Here is a 19,732-nt window from a genome sequence, read left to right on the forward strand (position 1 = left end):
AACGATTGCTAGAATAAAAAAGATGGTGTTTCCTGTCTTCCCCGTTTAGGGAGTAGGATCTACATCATCTTTTTATATGCATGAAGTTAAAATACTTGATACCATTTCTTAATTCAAAAAACACTTTTACCCTATTTTATATATTCTTTGTTTTAATCTATTTGATATACTTCTTTAAAATGGCTTCCATTTCATCAGCGTTATGGGCAATCCATGCCTCATAAGATTCACCATGCGCACTGACATGATCGGCAATCGCCTGTAAAAACAAACAAAGATCATCTGCCAATACAGCACCTACTATATCCCCAAACCGGGTATCTTTGGCATGATCATTCCCATACAAACTTACTTGAAAAGCCGGATATGGCTTTTTATCAATCACCTTGACTGTACCCTGAAAACCAATAGCTCCGATTTGATTGGTTCCACAAGAACTGGTACAACCGGAGATAAAGATACGCGGTAAGACATCTGCAGGATAGTCCTTTTCTCTAAAGTACATGATAGCTTCACGTAAAGTACCTTGAGAATCACGCAAGCCTACCTGACATATGGATGCGCCAATGCAAGAAACACTTTCCTCAAAACGATTGCGTGCTCCATCCTCTGTGATAGCCAGCACCGCTTTCGCCTCATCAGCTGTACAATTGATGATATAAACTCCTTGTTGTGGGGTGATACGCAATTCTACATCTTCCATGTCCTTGATAGTTTCATAGATCTGACGTAATTTCTGAGGTGCCAGACAGCCGCCAAGTGGATGATAATACACAGCATATAACCCCTGTTGTTTCTGGGCAATCACACGACGATCAGACAGTGTTTTATCCCCTGTTTTCTTTAGCACAGGTTCTTCAATATGTACCATCAAATTTTCCCCGCGCAACGCCTTTTCTACCTTATCCTGATAATCCTGAACCAATCCATCTACCCCAAGTGTATCCTGTAAATATCGTGTTCTTGCTTTCGCACGGTTTACATAATCGCCATGTTCCATAAACATCAACACCATGGCAGATACATAAAACAGAATCGTATCCGGCTGTACATGATGACCAACCTTCACACCCATGCGAGGATTATTTCCCAAGCCTCCGGCACAATACACATCAAAAGTATGGTCGGCATTTGCACAAAATCCTAAATCACGGAAATTGGCATGGGTTTCATTCTTATCCGAACTACTGAAAGCTACCTTTAGCTTTCTTGGCAAGGTAAACTTATTAACAATGCTTAATAAATAATCCCCAACACATTCCGCATAAGGGCGTACATCAAAATACTCATCCGGATCTACACCACTAAGTGGTGAACACATAACATTACGTGGAAAATCACCACCGCCGCCACGACATACAATATCATGATCCAAAGCATCTGACATGATATAGGGAATCTCAGTTCCACTTAAATCATGCATCTGAATCGTCTGACAAGTTGTAAAATGCAGTTTGGTAACACCGTGCTGTTCACTGGTATCACATAAAAACTTTAATTTATCCTTCGTTACTACCCCTTGGTTCATACGCAGACGTAACATAAACGTCTGTGCACCACGCTGTGCATAACTGCCAAAACCACCGCTGAATCCTTTAAAATCCTTCACGCTGATTTGCTTATTTATAAATTGCTGTGTCTGTTCATGAAACAATCGTATCTCTTCACGCAATTCCTCTCTTAACGCATCTTTCACTTACTTTACCTCCATAGTGTCATACCTCGATATCTTAGCATACATCAAGAAAAAGGACAAATAAGGAAATATTTTCATAAGATAAAATATTCTTATCTATCCAATATACATCATTTCATTTTCTATCCCTCATAAAGAACTCACTTGTATAGTATCATGAATTTCTTTATAATAAAGGAAGTGTATGAGAAAGAAAGAAGGAATGGCTATGTTAGATCTGCAAAACCACAAAGAATTCTTATGGAGATATACCCTAAGCTATGGGGATATAAAAACGAAAAAAGATGATCATACAACCTATGTCTTCCCTTTTCAAAATATAACATTTACCAACAAAGAGGATTGGGAAACATATAAGACTCCAGAACTAAAGGAACAGCTGTTTGCATGTAATAATCTAGAAGAAATCTTTGATTTCATCTCCTTGGAATATCAGGATTTCTACTTTATGGAAATCAGCGCTCATCTGCATGAAGCCGATGACCAGCCTTTGTATTCCTTATTATTGAAAAAGACTTATGAGAATGTGGGAATAACTGAATACATCACCAAGAACAATTATCTTCATCTGCTGAAATTTGCGGATGAAGCAACCGCTGCGTATCTTCAAGAACAATTAGACAAACAATAAGTGGGATAAAGAGAGTATTTCTCTAATATTTCATAAGCAAATCAGAAGGCTGTAGCGTATAGTAGCTTTCAGTTAAGCGTAAAAAAAGCGATTGTCACAAGTTATTGGCAATCGCTTTTTATTTTTGCTTCTTCTTTTATAGAACGAATGATGCGACATGGATTTCCAGCGGCTAATACATATGGTGGAATATCTTTTGTGACTACGCTGCCTGCCCCAATCACACTACCTTTTCCTATCGTGACTCCTGCCATTACTACCGTATTGCCACCAATCCAAACATCTTCTTCAACATGTATAGGCAAAGCATACTCTAAACCTGCTCGACGATCTTCTATAGAGAAAGGATGACCCGCTGTATAGAAAGCACAGTTTGGGCCCACAAACACATGATCTTCTACATGTATTTCAGCAGCATCCAGCATGATGGTATGCATATTCAAATACACTTGTTTCCCTAAGCGGATATTGGTCCCATAATCACAATAAAATGGTTGTTCAATAATTAGGTCATCTTCCATTTCCCCTATGATAGCTTGTAAGACTTTCTTACGTTCTTCCACAGCTGTAGGCAGTAGCTGATTATATTGGTGACACAGATCATGACATTGATTGCGTTTTGCGACAAGTTCTTTATCATAATTTGCATCATAAAGTATCTTTGCCATATAACACACCTCTTTCTTTTAGTATTATGATATCATAATTTGTTCCCATTTGGCTGGTTTTAAAAAAGCACTGCCATAGGTTGTTTATCCTAAGCTTATGTACAAACTTATGTTATTTTTCTCATTCGATCTTTAGTTCCCTATTTGCTGTTGGAGGTTTCAATATTAAAAAAGCGCTCCATTCAAGCAGTGCCGTGGGTTGTTTATTCTGAGCTATGTACAAACTCATATTATTTTTCTCATTCGATCTTTAGTTCCCTATTTGCTGATGGAGGTTTCGATATTAAAAAAGCGCTGCCATTCAAGCAGTGCCGTGGGTTGTTTATTTATGGTGGAGGTTGAGGGACTTGAACCCCCGACCCTCTGCTTGTAAGGCAGACGCTCTCCCAACTGAGCTAAACCTCCATCGGTGATTCATATATTACCATAAAACAACTAATCATGCAAGATATATTTTAAAAATAGCACTATTATCTGTACTATAATCTTACGTATTCCACCTGCATCACAACGATCAATCATTTCGCTAAGTTTCCTATTAAGCAACTTTTCTTCTTATTGTTGCGACACAATCCATTGTTTTATACCTATCTTCCACTTATAATGAAACCAAGAAAGAAGGTTAGAATTTATGAAACCACTAAAACTTGGAGAAAATATCGCTGCCTTACGCAGAAAAGCCAACATCACACAAGATCAATTAGCCAACTGGATCGGCGTCAGTAAATCTTCTGTTTCAAAATGGGAAACCAACACATCCTATCCGGATATCATTTTTCTTCCTCAACTTGCCACTCTATTCAATGTCACTGTGGATGAACTCATGGGATATGAGCCACAGTTAACACAAGAAGCTATTGTTGAACTCTATCATCAATTATCTGATGAAATCGCCCACGACAGTGATGAGGCTTTGAAGCATTGTGAAGAATTGTTGCATACGTACCACGCATGTTTCCCTTTCTTATATAAGATGATTGTTTTGTATTTGAATCATGCCACATTATTTAAAGATCCTGCAAAGATCTTAGATGAGGCTTTAAAACTTTGTCACTATGTAGAAAAAGAATGTAAGGATCCGACCTTGACAAAAGAAACTCTCACCTTGGAAATTATGGCATACATTGCCAGCGATAAACCCATGGATGCCTTACAGCTGTTAGGAGAAATCCCACGTCCGATTGCGCAAGACAGTGAACTTACTGCCGCTTGTCATCAGAAATTGGGAAATATGGAACAAGCGTATCGTATTTTGCAGACATCTGCCTACCAGCATTTGTTGTTTCTAATTCAAGATTCCATCTCTTTTATGATGCTGAGAATAGATGATTTAACAGCATGCGAAAAAACCATTGCGAAAGTAAAAAGTCTTTTGGAACTGTATCAGATATCGCATATCCATCCATATACAGCCTTTCAATCCCTTCTTGCCATCGCACAGGTATATGCTCATCATCACCTTTACGAAGAAGCTTTTAAGGAATTGACACATTCGGCTGATATCCTTGCTACAACGAATATGGATAAATTACAGAATCAAGACGATTATTTCACCGAATTAAACAGTTGGCTGAAAGAGATTGCCTTAGATACGCAGCCGCCACGCAATCGCACGATTGTCATTGAATCGCTATTGCAGATTATCAACGAGTTACCAGAATTTCAACCTATGAAAAACGATCCCCGTTTTCAACATTGTATCCGCATTTTACTGCAGAAAAAGGAGGAAACCACATGCAGACCTTAATTGATCATTTACCACTGCTTTTACCTTTAATCATCATTGAATTGATCTTAGCCTTTAGTGCATTATTTCATGTTCTACGTCACCCTCATTATCGTTTTGGTAATCGATATATCTGGATTTTCGTTGTCTTATTACTACAATTTTTCGGGCCAATTATCTATTTCGTATTCGGAAGAGGTGAAGAATGATGAATGTATTGGAACTTCATCAAGTAAGAAAAACCTTCGGCTCTCATGACGTCTTAAAAGGGGTGGACTTCTGCGTCCCTGCACATAGTATTTTAGGTTTTATCGGACAAAATGGGGCCGGTAAAACAACTACTATGAAACTTATATTAGGTTTGTTGCCAAGGGATGCCGGTGAGATTCAAGTTTGCCAAGAAACGGTAAGCTTTGGTGATACAAAAGCCAACCGCCATATCGGTTATCTGAGTGATGTTCCTGCCTTTTATGATTATTTAACCCCTTATGAGTATTTACAGCTCTGTGCATCAATCACACATATGCCTTCCGCAGATTGTAAAAGAAAAAGTGAAGAGCTCTTAACATTGACTGGTTTATGGCAAAGTCGCAAGAAGCGTATCGCAACATTTTCTCGCGGTATGAAACAACGTCTTGGCATTGCACAAGCTCTGTTGAATGAACCGGATTTGCTTATTGCGGATGAACCGACGTCTGCCTTAGATCCCATCGGACGTAAGGATATCCTATCCATACTAACACAAATTAAGGATCATACAACCATTATTTTTTCCACTCATATCTTAAGCGATGTAGAGCGTGTCTGTGATTCCTACGCTATTCTTCATGATGGCATTATCCAACGACATGGCAGTATGCAATCCATCAAGGAAAAGGCCAGTAATAGGATGCAACTAGAATTCATGAATCCTGAATCCATGCAGCATTTTCTTTCCAAAACACAGTTTAGCACCAAAATTTGTACGGATACAGAATTGCAGATCACACATGATAATATGTCACAGCTGCAAAGCAAGCTTCATCAGGAATTATTGCAGCAAAAACTTTCCTTGCGCCGTATGGAAATCGTTGAACCTACCTTGGAATCCCTATATATGGAGGTGGTAAAATGAATGCCTATCTAGCTTTTTTAAAGAAAGAATTTTACGACTATCTACGCAGCTACAAGCTCTTTGTACTTATGATGGTGTTTCTGGCTTTAGGATTTCTGAACCCTATCAGTGCGCGGTATCTTCCTGAAGTAGCGGCAAGTCTTTTACCAGATGGCATCCAAATACAATTACCACAACCTGAGGTGATGGATTCATGGGCGCAGTTTTATAAAAACATTTCGCAAATTGGTATCATCATCCTATTAATTGTTTTTAGCACCATGATTTCTAATGAATTGCAAAAAGGAACATTGATTCATCTATTAACAAAAGGTTTATCCAGAACCACCATTCTATTAGCGAAGTACAGCAGTGCTTTACTAGTATGGACATGTTGTTATGGCATTAGCTTTCTTGTCACATATCTGTATAACTTCATGTTTTGGCCTTTGACAAATGTGCCACACTTATTGTTAGGCATCTTTTGTATATGGTTGTTTGGTTGCTTGCTGTTGGCATTGTTATTATTAGGTGGTGTACTTACGAAAACAAGCATCGGCTCTTTATTATGTACAGGAGGGTTCTTCCTTATTTGTATGGGCATGTCTTTATTTCCTCCGTTACAGGAAATACAGCCTGCTATTCTTATAACAAATTCTATCTCTTTACTACAAGGACAAAGTCTTCCAGCCGATTATCTAGTGCCTATTCTTCTTGCCCTACTTTTGATTGGCATTTCTTTATCTAGTGCCATGGTGATATTTCGCCATCAACAGCTATAAGATGCATATGCTGTAAAGCTGTAAATACAAATACTCTTTTTCATCCATTCATAAACACCCACCAATTTCATGATATGTGCTAGTTTCATGATATATGCTAACTATGCTCGACAGGATCACTATCGTAAGGTTTCCTCTTATAAAACAAAATCCCTTCTGTGAAGTCAAACATCACAAAAGGGATTTTCCTTTTTAAAGTATCTTGGTGAAAAACAGTTACTTGATTTCTTGTCGATTGAAACAGAAAGCTCCGATATATGCGAAGAAAAGTATAATAATCGTTACGATTCCTAAATGCAACATTGTCACTGTATTAACATTTACTTGTTCGATTGCCGTAGCAACGCTGCCTAATTCATAATCGGCAAGTCCACTGATATGTAAAAAGCTTCCAACATAACCAAAGGCAAAAGCTCCAAACAAATAATATGCAAAGGATAAAGATACAGCTAACGCGGCGCTATGTATAATACTTCCCAATAAAAAGAAGATAACTGTATAGTTCAATACGACTACGGCCTGTAACAACACAGCTTTAATGATAAAGAAAGCATCCATTGTTACCGTTGCTCCGCCATACACACTGAAGCCTACCGACATGATGGCTTCAATCAAAAAGATTCCCATACAGCCAATATAGGCAGCCAATAATTTCCCTATATAAATGCTGGTTCGACTGATTCCAGTACTAACGACATTTTTCATTGTTCCATCGTTATAATCGGCCTGGGCTACACTGATGGCAACAAGCGCACTAAACAAAGGTACAATGCTTGCTGAGGAAGCAATCGCATCTTGAAAGCTGATTTTCTCATCCGTCATAAGACCTAAAGCCAGATAAATACCAAAGGATAACAATAAGATAAACCAATATGCTTTATTACGTTTTAGCTTAAATAACTCCGCCTTTACTACCTTATGCATCTAACTCACCTCCGGCAATTTTAATGAAGAATTTTTCTAAATCTACTTTGTTGTTTTTGACTTCTTCTTCACTGATTTCTTTTACTAACTTACCTTCCACGATAAACCCATAACATGTGGCGACCTTTTCCATTTCCCCCAAGATATGACTGGAAATAATAATGGTCGTACCTTTTTTATTCAGATCCAATAAAATCTTACGCACATTCGCAATCGCAATCGGATCTAAGCCATTGATGGGCTCATCTAAAATTAATAATTCCGGTTCTCCTAAGATAGCGCAAGCAATACCTAAACTCTGCCGCATTCCTAGCGAAAAACCTTTCACTTTCTGTCCGCGTTTTTCATATAAGCCAACCTTTTTTAACGCCTCAGGATGGCTTTCTTTTTATCCTTTAACCCTAACAAATCAGCACGCAACATTAAATTATCATATGCAGAAAGTCTGGTTATAAAAGCAGGTGTTTCTATGATGGAACCGATACGGCTTCGTTCCTGATTCATTTCTTTACCCTTTTTACCAAATAGCTGAATTTCTCCCTTGGTTGGTTTACTTAACCCCAACAGCATTCGCATGAATGTTGTCTTACCGGCGCCGTTTCGCCCAATCAACCCATAAATACTCCCTTTTTTTACACACATCGATATCGCATGATTTGCTTTATATCCTCTGTATTCCTTTGTTAAATCTTTTGTGACGATGATATCCTCCATGATATTCCCTCCTTCAAGAATAAAGCTTACCGTATAATGTCTTATTCTTTATGTACCATCATAACAAACAAATCACGTGCTGCGTAATTTTCAAATAACTTTTATTACCGAAAAGCTAACCGAAATCACCAATGTCGATACAATTTTCAAATCTATATCAGCAAATACCTTCATCTACCAATATGCTTTCTTTAACAACCATCATAATAACTTATTGTATATATTCACGCACAACCATCTATTCTCCTTTCATCGCCATAACGTATTTCATTTTTTTAAGAACTAATATATTTCTTATTTACGCTAGTATCGTTTTCACCTTTTATAACCAGAAACCCCTTTCACGCATAGTATTTAGACAAATAAAAAGAACTGTCTAAAGAACTTCTTTTTCTACTGCATATAAAATATTGACTGTTCGTCATTTTTGCCATATCCTTTTCACGGTCATAAAAAAATGACTTAAAGTCATTCAGGAAAAGAGGTGTAACTATATGCGAAACAAGGTTCTGATGAATAAGAATGAGAAACGCCGCAGGATTGAAGAAGCTGCCTTGCGCCTATTTGCGAAAGAGGATTTTAACCGCATATCCATCGATCAAATTGTCCAGGATGCTCATGTAGCAAAGGGCACTTTCTATCTTTACTTTCATGATAAGGTACAACTTATCAATCATCTAATCGTGAAGAAAAGCTCTTCCATCATTGATGAAGTATTAATGAAAGCCAAAGAGGAACAGATTGATGATAAGATCGAAGAATTGATCTTTCTTGTAGATTATGTCATTGAATTTTTCAAAGCCAATCCCAGCAGCATTAAGATGATCCAGAAAAATCTATCTTGGAGCGTCATCGGCGGTAAGCTTGGCGATGATGAATATGAGGTCGTGAATCATCTGGAGGATTTTCTCAGCTATTTAATCAGTTTAGGTTATCAAGAACAGGAAGCCTATCAACTGATTTTTATGATTCTAGAGCTTGTTTCAACCGTATGTTATTCCTCTATTGTATTAAAACAGCCGGATAGCATCGACAATTTAAAACCGATGCTATATACGACGATTCGCAAAATGATCAAACGATCTTAAAAGAAAGATAGGAGCGTGGAGGTATGAAGAAGTTATCTGATTTCATTGTTAGAAAAAGAAATCTGATTCTGTTAATTGCGGTACTGCTGCTGATTCCAAGTGCGATCGGTTATGCACGTACCAAAGTCAATTATGACTTATTGAGTTATCTGCCAAAGGATGTAGAATCCATGAAAGGACAAAAATCATTATCAGATGATTTCAACCTTGCCAGCACCGGTATGCTGGTAGTAGAAAATATGCCGGATAAAAACGTTGCGGAATTAAAGAAAGAGATTCAAAGCATTGATGGTGTAAAGGATGTCTTATGGCGAGGCGATATCTTAGATATCAGTATCCCGAAGGAGGTCTTGCCAAAAGATGTCAAAGACATGTTATATTCGGATAAAGGAACTCTGATGGTTATCACCTTTGAGGAAGATGGCGCATCGCAAAGAACGATGGATGCCATTCATAAGATCAAAGGTTATAGTGAAAAGCAGTGCTATTTGGGTGGTTTCTCTGCCGTATCCGAAGATATTAAGGATTTAAGTGAAAAAGAAACACCATTGTATGGAGTCACGGCCATCATCTTGTGTGTCATTGTCTTATTTATGGGATTGGAGTCATCCATTGCCCCCTTTATCTTCGTCTTGGGAATTGCTTTCCCAGTTGCTTATAACTTTGGTACTAATGTATTCCTCGGCGAAGTTTCTTATATCACAAAAGCCTTAGCGCTTGTCTTACAGTTAGGTGTTACCATGGACTACTCTATCTTCCTGTTGCATCGTTATCAGGAAGAAAAGAATAAAACAAGCAATCGTGATGAAGCAATGTCAAATGCGATTCAGGCAACCTTTACTTCTATCACCTCATCTTCAGTTACAACCATTGCCGGTTTCTTAGCATTATGTGCCATGCAACTGACCTTAGGAAAAGATATTGGTATTGTCATGGCAAAAGGTGTTATCTTTGGTGTCTTATCCACGATCATCATCCTGCCATCGCTGTTAATGCGTTTTGATAAGTATATTGAAAAATGGAAACATCCAATCATCTTGAAGGAACCTAAGAAATTGCCTGCTTTCTTAACAAAGCATTATAAAGGCATTCTGGTAATTTTCTTAGTCTTGTTCATTCCGATGGGGTATGCACAAAATCATACCAAAGTCTATTATGATTTGAGTGCCAACATGCCACAGGATTTTGCCAGCATCATTGGGACAAATAAATTAAAGGATCAGTTCCATATGACAACCACCCATTTCTTACTGGTGGATGAAAATTTAGAAAACTATCAGATTAAAGAAATCTGTGATGAAGTGGAAAAACTAAACGGTGTTTACAGTGTCGTTTCCTATGAGAGTCTGATTGGCGGAAGAATTCCGACACAATTAGAGCCGGAAGCCGTTAAAACCATTTTAAATAATGGCGGTAAAAAAATGATCTTGGTCAACTCAACGTATCGTGCGGCTACGGATGAAGAAAACGAACAGTTAGATAAGATTGACAACATCATGCACAAATATGATAAACATGCCGTGATTGCTGGTGAAGGAAGCTTAACGCGAGACTTGATCACAACAACGGATATTGACTTTAAGATGGTTAATATCCTATCCGTATTAGCTATTTTCTTAATTATTGTAATTACCTTTAAATCTTTAGCATTGCCAGTAATCCTCGTTGCGTCGATTGAATTTGCTATCTGTATCAATATGGGTATTCCATACTTTACCGGTAGTGTGTTGCCATTCATTGCCAGCATCGTTATCGGAACGATTCAATTAGGTGCTACGGTTGATTATGCAATTTTGATGACAACGCGTTATAAAGAAGAATTAAGTAATGGCAAACCGGTCATTGAAGCAGCGCGTGAAGCCGCAGCCAAATCGGCCCCAAGTATTATCACATCCGGTTTATCCTTCTTCGCAGCCTGTATCGGTGTATCCTTCATCGCGAAGATGGATCTGATCAAGAGCTTGTGTACGCTGATTTCACGAGGCGCTGTTATCTCTATGCTGGTAATTCTTCTGGTATTGCCTGCCTTGTTGATTATCTTCCATAAAGCGATTGAAAAAACAACAAAAGGTTGGCCAAAAGCCAATTTGAAATAAATAAGGAAAGAAAGAGGTTGAGGAACATGAAAAAAAATGTAAAAACAGTTACTTGTGCCGCATTGAGTCTGATGATGGCAAATACTTGTATGACAACACTGTATGCCAAAGATGGCGATGATACACAAACAACAAAGGATGAAACGGTCTATGCGATGTTGCATCCAGATGGAAGTGTTGATGAAGAAATCGTAAGCAGCTGGCTGCATAATGATCATGGTATTAAAAACATTAAAGAATCACTTGATCTTAAAGATGTCAAGAATGTAAAAAGTGATGATCAGCCCTCTGTGAAAGGAAATACCTATACATGGAATGTTGATGGCAATGATGTGTATTATGAAGGAAAAACAACGAAACAATTGCCAGTAAAGGTAAATGTCACCTATAAACTAAATGGTCAAGCAATAGATGGTAAAGATCTCATTGGAAAAAGCGGTCCATTGGAAATTCATATAACCATGAAAAACACACAGACACGTCAGGTGAATATCAATGGCAAAACAACCAATATTCATCCTTTATATATCGGTGCCGGCGTCATTGATCTGTCCACAGATCACTTTTCCAACGTCACTTGTGAAAATGGAAAAATTTTGAATGAAGGCAATAATCAAATGGTTGGTATCGTTGCTTTGCCAGGATTGGAAGACACCTTAAAAAGTAGTGGTATTAACGATACCAAAGGCTTAAAAATCCAAGATGAATACGTCATCAAGTGTGAAACAAAGGACTTTGAGATGGGGCCTATCATGATTGCCTTAACACCGGAAGTTCCTCTTGATAAATTGAAAGATATTAATTCACTTGATGAATTACTGGATGGCATTGATCAGTTGAGTGAGGCAAGTGTTAAGTTAGCAAATGGAACCAGTCAGCTTGCTGAAGGCACAGCCACCTTAAACAGCAAGGTTAAAGAAATGGTAAATAGTATTCCGGCTTTAAGCACTGGTGTAAATGACTTAAAGAGTGGTACTACAAAATTAACCAAAGGTTCTAAAGAATTATCTGCCAACTTGAAAAATTTAAGCAATGGCCTTTCTCTTGCCAAAGATGGCACCAAAAAACTGACCACTGCCACAAAAGATCTGCCAACCTTAGTCACCAGTATATCTGAGTTGAATGATGGCATGCAGACATTATCCACCGGTTTGCGTGAAGGCAACACCAAGATTCAGGCAGTAGATTTAAAAAAGATGCAGACATTAGTAGATGATTTAGCCGCCTATCCTACACAATTGACGGAACTAGCGAATAGTGCTTTGAAACTTAACACGGCAATACAAGGCATTAATACCATTGTGAATGGCGACACTCTGAAAGCAGCCAGTGCACAAGCAACCGCTAAAACAACAGCTGCCAAGACAACGGCTTGTACCCTCTATGCTCAAAACGCTGATCCAACCAAGTCAAATATGACCCAGGAACAAATCAACGCACTCAAAGCTATTTGTACAGATACAACTTATGCCGAAGGTTATGCTTCCGGTGTTCAAAATGCTTTATATGGCGATGCTGATGGTGCTGGTCACAATGTCAGTAATCTGAGTGCAGCGGCTGCGTTAGGAAGTGCAAAGCTGTCTGAAAAAGCACCGGAATTAAATGCCGCCGCCACTCAATTAAACGGTGCAGTTTCTTTAGTAAAAACAACGCTGACTGATTTAGGTACGCTGCAGGATAGTATGAAAGATGCTGCAGAAGGTGCAGCTACCCTAGCTGCCGGCACCAGTCAATTAAAAACAGCAACTGCCAATTTAGGTGAATTAAAAACCGGAATTAAGACTTTAAATACAAACATGGTATCTGCCAGCAGCGGTGCTTCGCAATTATATAATGGATCAAAAACCTTAGTAAATGGCTTAACAACAGCCAATGCCGGCGTTACTAAGCTGCAAAATGGTTCAACAGCTCTTAGCAAAGGGGCAAAACAGCTGCACGCTGCTACAACCACATTAGCCGAAAAAACAGGTGAATTAAACAAAGGTATGCAAACCTTTAAAATGGATGGCATTGATAAAATGAAACATGAAGTCAATGTATCTATGAGTGATCTGAATCAGCTGCTATCTATTAAAAATGAAATCGTCAAAGAAGCTGAAAATGAGCATACCTTTGCAGGTGCCCCTACAAAGAGTACAGCAAAAGTAAAATTCATTTATAAGACAGAAGAACTAAAACATGAGAAGAAAGTAGAAACAGAAAAGAAAGCCACAAAAGAAGAAAGTAAAGATAACTTCTTCGATAAGATCACCAATTTCTTTGCCAAATTGTTATAAAAAAACTAAAGAACGATTATCAAAAAGATATCGTTCCTTTTATATGCCATTCTTTTGATAATCAAAACTCCTTACTTTTTCTTAATGATTTCATCTTTGCCATCTTATTGATAAATGCTATAATATTTATATTCAAGGAGGTTCTTATAATGGAAAAGAAACAATTTGTCTGCCCTAAATGTGGGAATACATCTTATGAAAGCGACCAGTTTCAGGCAACCGGCGGCAATTTTGCGAAATTATTTGATGTTCAGAATAAAAAATTCGTAACCATATCCTGCACGCGTTGCGGTTTTACAGAATTATACAAGAGCGAAACAGATGCCGGATGGAATATTCTTGACTTCTTAATTGGCAGCTAAAAAACATCATACGATGTTTTTTTTTGCTCTTTCATAAACATATACCCAAAAGTGATACCATATGATTCATCTTTTGCATTATAACTGCCTGCTATGAAGGTAAGATAAGCTCAATCGATAAATGCTTTCACCTTATGAAATTTATAGAAAGATGGCAGGATTTCTAATAACGCAAATAGCAATAACGTTTCATCCTCAAGCTTATACCCTATAAAACCAAACCATTCTCTGCAAATCGGCAATAATATGATAAGTGTACTACTCTCTGCCACAAGCGAAGTGATAAATAAGGCTGTTTTCGGATATCGGTTATACCATGAAAGAATCTGTGTTTTACTTACGTGAAAAAGCCGAAGTATAAAATACAATAAAAACAGCACCCCGGCATTCACCAGCATTGCCACCTGCAAAAATATACCTAAGCTAAAAAGAAAGCATAAAATTGTTTTCATAAGTACCTCTTGTACAAAAGTATAGCACTCTTCCTTAAAAAAAGAAACGTCGGATAACGTTTCATTTTTATTGATATCTTTGCTATACCCAGAAGATATTATGATTGATATTTAAACTCTAATAACTTCTTCTTTACTTTCATATAAATCGTTAAATAAAGGATAAAGGTTCCAATCAATAGAATAGCGACAATTGTGAAAATAGTCATAAAAATACCCTGATATATCGTTGGATGTGTTAGTAAGAAAAACAAAATACCTAACATGAAAACCATAAGAATAACAATCATCGTAATCAAATTGCGCCAGCTGGATAACAGTCGTTTATACAAAGCATTACGTGATTTACGATCACTATAGATTTCCGGTTCAGGCGCACCGGGTTCCTCTAGGGTGCGGAAATAATGCAACATTCCATCAAATTCACTCTTTTCATGATAAATGCTTTCCCATCCGGCCTCTTTAAAGTTCTCCACATAACGATCTCCATCACGCAGACCATGCTCATAATAGCCTAAATGGTAATAGTAGTTTTTTACTTCACCCAGTTCGAAGGTATAGCGAATGCCCTTTTTTTCTTTAAAGTGATACCCACTCATAGACATCTCATGCAAATAACGCGCTTCTTCATCCATATCAGAAACAAAGAAAATGCGATATTTTACTAACGTTTCAGGCTTTGTTTCTATTTCCTTCATAACGGTTTCCATGGTATCTGATGAAAGATCCTCCAGGGAACCATCTTGTTGTGGTTCTGGATCTTCCTTTAATTCTTCTTTCAACTCTTCCATCATCTGTTCCAGATTCTCTTCCGGAATCAGTTCATCACTTTCCTTCATCTTATCCACATCTGATGTTGATGTAAGCTTTTTTTCTTCTTTCATAGCCTGCCTCCTTATGAAAAGGTACTTATTTAATTTATCATGTAAATGCATGCGTGTCAAATAATGGCAGACATTCCCTTTCATACACATAAAGAAGGAGCTTGCCATTAAAAAACAAGCGTACATCAGAAACAGAATGAACGTAAAAGCGTTATGCGTTCATAAGGAATCGCTGCTACGTCTTTCTATTATGTATTCCCATAGCTAATGAAAGATAATTCTTACGACGGTAATCAAAGAAGTGATGATAAAGTGAAACCATTCACGGTAATTGTAGCAGTAGATTGGCAAACCAATACTGTTCATCATGAACAATATCCATACGACAAATCATCCCTTCTTTAACCTTCTCCCACTCCACCTTTTCACATGCTAACCCTACTACGAGCTGTTCCACAATAAAACCTTTACCAAAAGATAAGATAAGCGTATCTTGCGAAACAGTAAAGTTGCGCTGATTCCATATACTGGACTTATGAAATTCCCAATCGTGATGCTTAAGGAAATACGCATAGCGATTGCGTGCTGTCTGATAAAGCTGCCATTTACTTTCTTTAGGAATCGCTTTATGGATACGTTTGACATCATAGCGTATAGGTTTCCCTTCTAAAATCATCTGATATACATATTTACGTAAAGCACTGTGATAAATATCTTCATAAGCAAGCAATACTTGTTTCCGTTCTCGATCTGCACGAATGCGCAGCTTAATGGTTTTATACATACGAACACCTCCTACCTTTGTATACGACACAAACATGAGAAATCTGTAAAATAGTGATGAAAATGTTCAAAATTTACAGGTTTGGCTGTTTTTTTGTAAGGCCGAAAACAGGTAGGAGGAGCGCCTATTTTTTTGATTTTAGGACTAGACTTTTAAAAATGACTATGATATACTTTTATGGCAAACGAAATGTATGCAAATCAGAACTGGAGTAGTACTCAAGAGGCTGAAGAGGTGCCCCTGCTAAGGGTATAGGTCGGGAAACTGGCGCGAGAGTTCAAATCTCTCCTACTCCGCCATTGAAATAAACAACGTCGCAAGACGTTTTTTTCTTATTCTTACCTATGCCTCATGATTAGGTTCTGATCATTTACTCATTCTACATAAAAAAACTGTAACATTCCAAGAAATCAGATATGTTACAGTTTGCATTGTTACCTGGTGCCGACACGCAGATTCAAGTTATTAGTTTTCTATAGTGCTTTTTTACTTATTATACGGTTAAAAAAGGTATATTTCGTTTATTTTTTACTATTGTTTTTTTAAATTATCACCAAATTTACACCAAATATTGCCTGCTGTTTTTAATTAAAGCTTATGATAATCTATTCCAAGCAAGTCACATAAATTAATCATTGTGTCAAAGTGCATTAGATCGATACCCATGATTTCGTAATATACGTAAACTAGCACAGGTAAATCCAAATATTCTGATATTTTTCTTAATGATACATGTCTTTTCTTTCTGATTATACGTACATTCATTTTTCCACTCTCCCTTAAACATATCTCATTATTCTAAGGGAGCAGCAGGCAATATATACGGCATTCGCCGCACATTTATAATAGCTTATTTATCATTACATTTCATTGGTAATTTTTTCCAATTATTCAATTATTTTCCACTTTTTTATTATTCTTTCGATAATTGATAAAATAACAATATATTGGTAACTTTTAGCCAATTTACTGATTTTATACACTACTAGCTATATAATATGTGTGTACAACATATCTCATTATTCTGGATGCTCATGCATCCTTTTTAATAATATATATAATATCCTCCAACGCATACACCGTTTTTTACCAAGTATAAATATTTAAAATCAATTAACTCTGCTGTATCATACTCGTTCCATTTAATGGTTATTTTTTCGCTTTTATTGCTTTTGTGTATTTCTTTTTTATTGGCATACTTTGTATGCAATTTATTCTTCAATCTCTCGCAACGAAAATTCTCCCCTTGTTCGGTGCTTAATTTTTCGATCATCTTATTGATATCATGAGCCTTGGCAACATTTTCAGCACCACTCAATAAATAAGCACAGTCATGATATCTTAATATAGTCCACGCTCTTAGTTTGTCTATCATCATTTATTATCACCTCAAAATGAGGATACATTAAAATGGGTGATTAACATAATGGTAAATATTGTAAATGGTCTTTACCTTTTGATGTTTTACATATGTTTGATGTTCAAGTAGTCCACGATAAGAGCTATGAACTCCTTGTTTGTTGGGCGCGCTTTACGACCATCAACCGTATTGTGAAAGATGCACATAATCTCATCCATATCACCACGCAACCATGTAATTTCAATGGCAACACGAATCGTACGCTCTACACTTTGCGATGATGTATGATGCTGTCTTGCTATTATCGTATATACATCTTTTATGATATGATTTAATCTTGTAATATCTTTATAAACTAATATAATGGCATCTCTAACGTAATAAAATCCCCTAATATGAGCCGGCATACCAAAATCCTGCAAGATATCTGTTATTTCTTTTGTTAAATTTTTTGTTTCTATGATCATTCTGTTTTCCCCCTGCGTTAAAAGGCAAAGACCATCTAAACTATACTTAGTTTATATCGATTAATAATGTCGATATTGCGCGATTTTATCGATGACAAAAATTAAAAATATTTTTAATACATAATCATAAAAATATCATATTATTTTCATTTTCTTGACAAAAAAAATCCCTACCTCTCAGTTAAGAGAAGTAGGGATAATTACTATTTAAGATCTTTTACATTTCGCACGTGTAATAACGTGCCTTTAGGTTTTTTGCAATGACTTTTTCCACACGCTTCTCCGTTTTTATAGCTTAAGAAACAATTGCGTGCACCATCTGTGCCAATGGTTAGAGTTTGATTATATCTACCATGGCCACTGCACTTAGTAAGTTTGTCTTTTGAGTATACATTAAGGTAGCACTTTACCCCTTTTTCTGTCATATACTCTACAACAGCAATAACATTAGACGTTTTCTTTTCCTCAATTTTTTTGCCCATAATACCTTCTGCGATTGCTTTAGCACATTTATCTGCATCCCAGCGTTTTACATCGTCCTTATCATCCACAAAGCAGCACTCGATCAACATTGCTGGTGCATTAGTATATCTTAATGCATAAAGATTAGGGTTGACTTTTACTCCACGGTTACGGATACCTAAGGCCTTTGAAATATTAGCTGCAACACGCTCAGCCGCAGCTACTGGAGAGCTTGCTGATTTATCATAAATAATCACTTCAACACCTCCGGTATTGCCGTCACCTTTTTTATCATTACGTCCACAGTTTAAGTGGATGGATGCATCGACATTAACCTCATGTGCATTGCATTTTTTAACAATGTTTACGAGGTTATCATCCTCAGTCTTACCTTTGTCATCCGTGCAATCATACACTGTATGCCCTGCAACTCTAAGTAAATTGATTACTTTAGCCTTGACTTTGCGGTCCTCTGTTAGCTCGTCCAACAAGTTATGTGCCCCTGGTGTGAGTTTATTGTGTCCGCCATGTACATTGATTTTCATACTATTCCTCACTTTCCTTATTCTGTAATTGTTCTAAAGCTTCTTTTAACTTATCAGGAATAGGCAAGCCCAAATTACCAGCATTTTCTAGCAAACTAATTCCTTCATTTGCAATATAGAAATAACATACCAATGTTCTAAACATCCAGGTACCGTTATTCATCAGACGGTCAAGCATGACCGCTCCGATTAAAATTAAAATGATCATAAATTTCTTTGTTAGTCCTTTTAGACCAATTTCGCTTGATATCTTTTTATTGATATAAGCGACCAATACGCCTGTAACATAATCTAGCACCATAAACCCAATCAATACAATAACAACGGTATCCCAGTCTCCAAATAAAAATGTAAATGCTGTAGCTATAATAGCTATTACAGAGTTTAATACTTTATCCATATGTTTCATAACCTCACTCTTTCCTACCATCTTGGCATAATAAAAAGGGTGTTGACGTACACCCTTAGAAACGAGATTTAAGGATCACCTCCTACTTAGATTTCTGTAGTTTAAGTTCTGCAATTTTAGCAAAAACCTTATCTTCAAAAGCGCTTTCTGCTTGGCGGAAATCTTCTTTGTTTGCCATATATACTGCTTTGTCATCTGCTGTAGTCCCGTAATCAAAACGCTTTTCTTCACTGTAATTATCTGGATTATCGCTATTAATCTTATATGTCTGCACCCTAATCACTTTACCTTCCAGTTTTATTGTATTAGTCATTACGATTTCTGTTGTTTCTGTGTTTGTAATCATAGCCATTTTAATCACTCTCCTTTTGTA

General features: G+C 37.1%; 22 protein-coding genes and 2 tRNA genes. 10 read left to right on the plus strand and 14 right to left on the minus strand.

The window, feature by feature from the left end; translation table 11 throughout:
- Positions 1 to 157 precede the first annotated feature (157 nt).
- A complete protein-coding gene (locus KJS44_RS12095) occupies positions 158 to 1,696 on the minus strand; it encodes a nitrite/sulfite reductase (protein ID WP_008686878.1) in 1,539 nt (512 codons plus the stop codon).
- A 208-nt stretch (positions 1,697 to 1,904) separates the two neighbouring features.
- Between KJS44_RS12095 and KJS44_RS12100 the strand changes: the two genes are divergently transcribed.
- Complete coding sequence (locus KJS44_RS12100; protein ID WP_008686876.1) at positions 1,905 to 2,327, plus strand: hypothetical protein; 423 nt, start codon at positions 1,905 to 1,907, stop codon at positions 2,325 to 2,327.
- A 101-nt stretch (positions 2,328 to 2,428) separates the two neighbouring features.
- Here the strand turns inward: KJS44_RS12100 and KJS44_RS12105 are convergent, their stop codons facing one another.
- Positions 2,429 to 2,995: a sugar O-acetyltransferase gene (locus tag KJS44_RS12105; protein WP_008686873.1), complete on the minus strand. Its 567-nt coding sequence runs from the start codon at positions 2,993 to 2,995 to the stop codon at positions 2,429 to 2,431.
- 329 nt (positions 2,996 to 3,324) lie between these two features.
- Positions 3,325 to 3,400: transfer RNA gene (locus KJS44_RS12110), tRNA-Val, on the minus strand.
- Between the two features lie 226 nt (positions 3,401 to 3,626).
- Here KJS44_RS12110 and KJS44_RS12115 point away from each other — a divergent pair.
- Genes KJS44_RS12115 through KJS44_RS12130 form a run of 4 tightly spaced genes read left to right on the plus strand, consistent with a single transcriptional unit; the run spans position 3,627 to position 6,596 of the window.
- Positions 3,627 to 4,742 carry a helix-turn-helix domain-containing protein gene (locus tag KJS44_RS12115; RefSeq protein WP_008686872.1) on the plus strand — a complete coding sequence of 372 codons (1,116 nt, stop codon included), beginning with the start codon at positions 3,627 to 3,629 and terminating at the stop codon, positions 4,740 to 4,742.
- Positions 4,730 to 4,930 carry a PLD nuclease N-terminal domain-containing protein gene (locus tag KJS44_RS12120; RefSeq protein ID WP_008686870.1) on the plus strand — a complete coding sequence of 67 codons (201 nt, stop codon included), beginning with the start codon at positions 4,730 to 4,732 and terminating at the stop codon, positions 4,928 to 4,930. The genes KJS44_RS12115 and KJS44_RS12120 overlap by 13 nt, the downstream gene beginning before the upstream one ends.
- Positions 4,927 to 5,835, plus strand: coding sequence for an ABC transporter ATP-binding protein (locus tag KJS44_RS12125; protein WP_008686868.1), 909 nt, complete (start codon positions 4,927 to 4,929; stop codon positions 5,833 to 5,835). Before KJS44_RS12120 ends, KJS44_RS12125 begins: the two co-directional genes overlap by 4 nt.
- Positions 5,832 to 6,596, plus strand: a complete 765-nt coding sequence (locus KJS44_RS12130; RefSeq protein ID WP_008686867.1) for an ABC transporter permease — start codon at positions 5,832 to 5,834, stop codon at positions 6,594 to 6,596. The genes KJS44_RS12125 and KJS44_RS12130 overlap by 4 nt, the downstream gene beginning before the upstream one ends.
- A gap of 216 nt (positions 6,597 to 6,812) precedes the next feature.
- Here the strand turns inward: KJS44_RS12130 and KJS44_RS12135 are convergent, their stop codons facing one another.
- The 3 genes from KJS44_RS12135 to KJS44_RS12145 are packed head-to-tail and all read right to left on the minus strand — an operon-like array spanning position 6,813 to position 8,234.
- Positions 6,813 to 7,520 carry an ABC transporter permease gene (locus KJS44_RS12135; RefSeq protein WP_008686865.1) on the minus strand — a complete coding sequence of 236 codons (708 nt, stop codon included), beginning with the start codon at positions 7,518 to 7,520 and terminating at the stop codon, positions 6,813 to 6,815.
- On the minus strand, positions 7,513 to 7,848 hold the full coding sequence (locus tag KJS44_RS12140; protein ID WP_008686863.1) for an AAA family ATPase: 336 nt from the start codon (positions 7,846 to 7,848) through the stop codon (positions 7,513 to 7,515). The genes KJS44_RS12135 and KJS44_RS12140 overlap by 8 nt, the downstream gene beginning before the upstream one ends.
- A 35-nt stretch (positions 7,849 to 7,883) precedes the next feature.
- Positions 7,884 to 8,234: an ATP-binding cassette domain-containing protein gene (locus tag KJS44_RS12145; RefSeq protein ID WP_008686861.1), complete on the minus strand. Its 351-nt coding sequence runs from the start codon at positions 8,232 to 8,234 to the stop codon at positions 7,884 to 7,886.
- A gap of 494 nt (positions 8,235 to 8,728) precedes the next feature.
- Between KJS44_RS12145 and KJS44_RS12150 the strand changes: the two genes are divergently transcribed.
- From KJS44_RS12150 to KJS44_RS12165, 4 genes are all read left to right on the plus strand, one after another.
- Positions 8,729 to 9,322, plus strand: coding sequence for a TetR/AcrR family transcriptional regulator (locus tag KJS44_RS12150; protein ID WP_213540114.1), 594 nt, complete (start codon positions 8,729 to 8,731; stop codon positions 9,320 to 9,322).
- Between the two features lie 23 nt (positions 9,323 to 9,345).
- Complete coding sequence (locus KJS44_RS12155) at positions 9,346 to 11,418, plus strand: efflux RND transporter permease subunit (protein WP_008686857.1); 2,073 nt, start codon at positions 9,346 to 9,348, stop codon at positions 11,416 to 11,418.
- 26 nt (positions 11,419 to 11,444) lie between these two features.
- The gene (locus KJS44_RS12160) at positions 11,445 to 13,694 is read left to right on the plus strand and encodes a YhgE/Pip domain-containing protein (RefSeq protein WP_008686855.1); all 2,250 of its coding nucleotides are present in this window, start codon (positions 11,445 to 11,447) and stop codon (positions 13,692 to 13,694) included.
- Between the two features lie 149 nt (positions 13,695 to 13,843).
- On the plus strand, positions 13,844 to 14,056 hold the full coding sequence (locus KJS44_RS12165) for a zinc ribbon domain-containing protein (protein WP_008686854.1): 213 nt from the start codon (positions 13,844 to 13,846) through the stop codon (positions 14,054 to 14,056).
- 110 nt (positions 14,057 to 14,166) lie between these two features.
- On the opposite strand, the gene KJS44_RS12170 is transcribed toward KJS44_RS12165, so the two are convergent.
- From KJS44_RS12170 to KJS44_RS12180, 3 genes are all read right to left on the minus strand, one after another.
- Entirely contained in the window at positions 14,167 to 14,508 is a 342-nt protein-coding gene (locus tag KJS44_RS12170; RefSeq protein ID WP_008686853.1) for a hypothetical protein, read from the minus strand.
- Between the two features lie 98 nt (positions 14,509 to 14,606).
- On the minus strand, positions 14,607 to 15,392 hold the full coding sequence (locus tag KJS44_RS12175; RefSeq protein WP_008686852.1) for a DUF2812 domain-containing protein: 786 nt from the start codon (positions 15,390 to 15,392) through the stop codon (positions 14,607 to 14,609).
- A gap of 262 nt (positions 15,393 to 15,654) precedes the next feature.
- On the minus strand, positions 15,655 to 16,116 hold the full coding sequence (locus tag KJS44_RS12180; protein ID WP_008686851.1) for a hypothetical protein: 462 nt from the start codon (positions 16,114 to 16,116) through the stop codon (positions 15,655 to 15,657).
- Between the two features lie 208 nt (positions 16,117 to 16,324).
- On the opposite strand from KJS44_RS12180, the gene KJS44_RS12185 reads away from it, so the two are divergent.
- Positions 16,325 to 16,415 (plus strand) — tRNA-Ser (locus KJS44_RS12185).
- 746 nt (positions 16,416 to 17,161) lie between these two features.
- Here KJS44_RS12185 and KJS44_RS12190 read toward each other — a convergent pair.
- From KJS44_RS12190 to KJS44_RS12210, 5 genes are all read right to left on the minus strand, one after another.
- The gene (locus KJS44_RS12190) at positions 17,162 to 17,494 is read right to left on the minus strand and encodes a hypothetical protein (RefSeq protein ID WP_008686847.1); all 333 of its coding nucleotides are present in this window, start codon (positions 17,492 to 17,494) and stop codon (positions 17,162 to 17,164) included.
- An 86-nt stretch (positions 17,495 to 17,580) separates the two neighbouring features.
- The gene (locus tag KJS44_RS12195; protein ID WP_008686846.1) at positions 17,581 to 17,943 is read right to left on the minus strand and encodes a sporulation initiation factor Spo0A C-terminal domain-containing protein; all 363 of its coding nucleotides are present in this window, start codon (positions 17,941 to 17,943) and stop codon (positions 17,581 to 17,583) included.
- Positions 17,944 to 18,146: 203 nt separating this feature from the next.
- Positions 18,147 to 18,950 carry an N-acetylmuramoyl-L-alanine amidase gene (locus KJS44_RS12200; protein WP_008686844.1) on the minus strand — a complete coding sequence of 268 codons (804 nt, stop codon included), beginning with the start codon at positions 18,948 to 18,950 and terminating at the stop codon, positions 18,147 to 18,149.
- 1 nt (position 18,951) lies between these two features.
- On the minus strand, positions 18,952 to 19,359 hold the full coding sequence (locus KJS44_RS12205; protein ID WP_017144725.1) for a phage holin family protein: 408 nt from the start codon (positions 19,357 to 19,359) through the stop codon (positions 18,952 to 18,954).
- An 82-nt stretch (positions 19,360 to 19,441) separates the two neighbouring features.
- The gene (locus KJS44_RS12210) at positions 19,442 to 19,711 is read right to left on the minus strand and encodes a hypothetical protein (RefSeq protein WP_008686840.1); all 270 of its coding nucleotides are present in this window, start codon (positions 19,709 to 19,711) and stop codon (positions 19,442 to 19,444) included.
- Positions 19,712 to 19,732 lie beyond the last annotated feature (21 nt).

Source organism: Longicatena caecimuris (assembly GCF_018406465.1).
Taxonomy (GTDB): Bacteria; Bacillota_I; Bacilli_A; order Erysipelotrichales; family Erysipelotrichaceae; genus Longicatena; species Longicatena caecimuris.

Excerpts from the sequence above, each read along its gene's own strand:
- KJS44_RS12205 (WP_017144725.1), bottom strand. The coding sequence starts at position 19,359 with ATGAAACATATGGATAAAGTATTAAACTCTGTAATAGCTATTATAGCT.
- KJS44_RS12180 (WP_008686851.1), bottom strand. The coding sequence starts at position 16,116 with ATGTATAAAACCATTAAGCTGCGCATTCGTGCAGATCGAGAACGGAAA.
- KJS44_RS12145 (WP_008686861.1), bottom strand. The coding sequence starts at position 8,234 with ATGGAGGATATCATCGTCACAAAAGATTTAACAAAGGAATACAGAGGA.
- KJS44_RS12190 (WP_008686847.1), bottom strand. The coding sequence starts at position 17,494 with ATGATGATAGACAAACTAAGAGCGTGGACTATATTAAGATATCATGAC.
- KJS44_RS12160 (WP_008686855.1), top strand. The coding sequence starts at position 11,445 with ATGAAAAAAAATGTAAAAACAGTTACTTGTGCCGCATTGAGTCTGATG.
- KJS44_RS12195 (WP_008686846.1), bottom strand. The coding sequence starts at position 17,943 with ATGATCATAGAAACAAAAAATTTAACAAAAGAAATAACAGATATCTTG.
- KJS44_RS12200 (WP_008686844.1), bottom strand. The coding sequence starts at position 18,950 with ATGAAAATCAATGTACATGGCGGACACAATAAACTCACACCAGGGGCA.
- KJS44_RS12155 (WP_008686857.1), top strand. The coding sequence starts at position 9,346 with ATGAAGAAGTTATCTGATTTCATTGTTAGAAAAAGAAATCTGATTCTG.
- KJS44_RS12170 (WP_008686853.1), bottom strand. The coding sequence starts at position 14,508 with ATGAAAACAATTTTATGCTTTCTTTTTAGCTTAGGTATATTTTTGCAG.
- KJS44_RS12130 (WP_008686867.1), top strand. The coding sequence starts at position 5,832 with ATGAATGCCTATCTAGCTTTTTTAAAGAAAGAATTTTACGACTATCTA.
- KJS44_RS12115 (WP_008686872.1), top strand. The coding sequence starts at position 3,627 with ATGAAACCACTAAAACTTGGAGAAAATATCGCTGCCTTACGCAGAAAA.
- KJS44_RS12165 (WP_008686854.1), top strand. The coding sequence starts at position 13,844 with ATGGAAAAGAAACAATTTGTCTGCCCTAAATGTGGGAATACATCTTAT.
- KJS44_RS12125 (WP_008686868.1), top strand. The coding sequence starts at position 4,927 with ATGATGAATGTATTGGAACTTCATCAAGTAAGAAAAACCTTCGGCTCT.
- KJS44_RS12105 (WP_008686873.1), bottom strand. The coding sequence starts at position 2,995 with ATGGCAAAGATACTTTATGATGCAAATTATGATAAAGAACTTGTCGCA.
- KJS44_RS12100 (WP_008686876.1), top strand. The coding sequence starts at position 1,905 with ATGTTAGATCTGCAAAACCACAAAGAATTCTTATGGAGATATACCCTA.
- KJS44_RS12210 (WP_008686840.1), bottom strand. The coding sequence starts at position 19,711 with ATGGCTATGATTACAAACACAGAAACAACAGAAATCGTAATGACTAAT.
- KJS44_RS12135 (WP_008686865.1), bottom strand. The coding sequence starts at position 7,520 with ATGCATAAGGTAGTAAAGGCGGAGTTATTTAAGCTAAAACGTAATAAA.
- KJS44_RS12120 (WP_008686870.1), top strand. The coding sequence starts at position 4,730 with ATGCAGACCTTAATTGATCATTTACCACTGCTTTTACCTTTAATCATC.
- KJS44_RS12175 (WP_008686852.1), bottom strand. The coding sequence starts at position 15,392 with ATGAAAGAAGAAAAAAAGCTTACATCAACATCAGATGTGGATAAGATG.
- KJS44_RS12150 (WP_213540114.1), top strand. The coding sequence starts at position 8,729 with ATGCGAAACAAGGTTCTGATGAATAAGAATGAGAAACGCCGCAGGATT.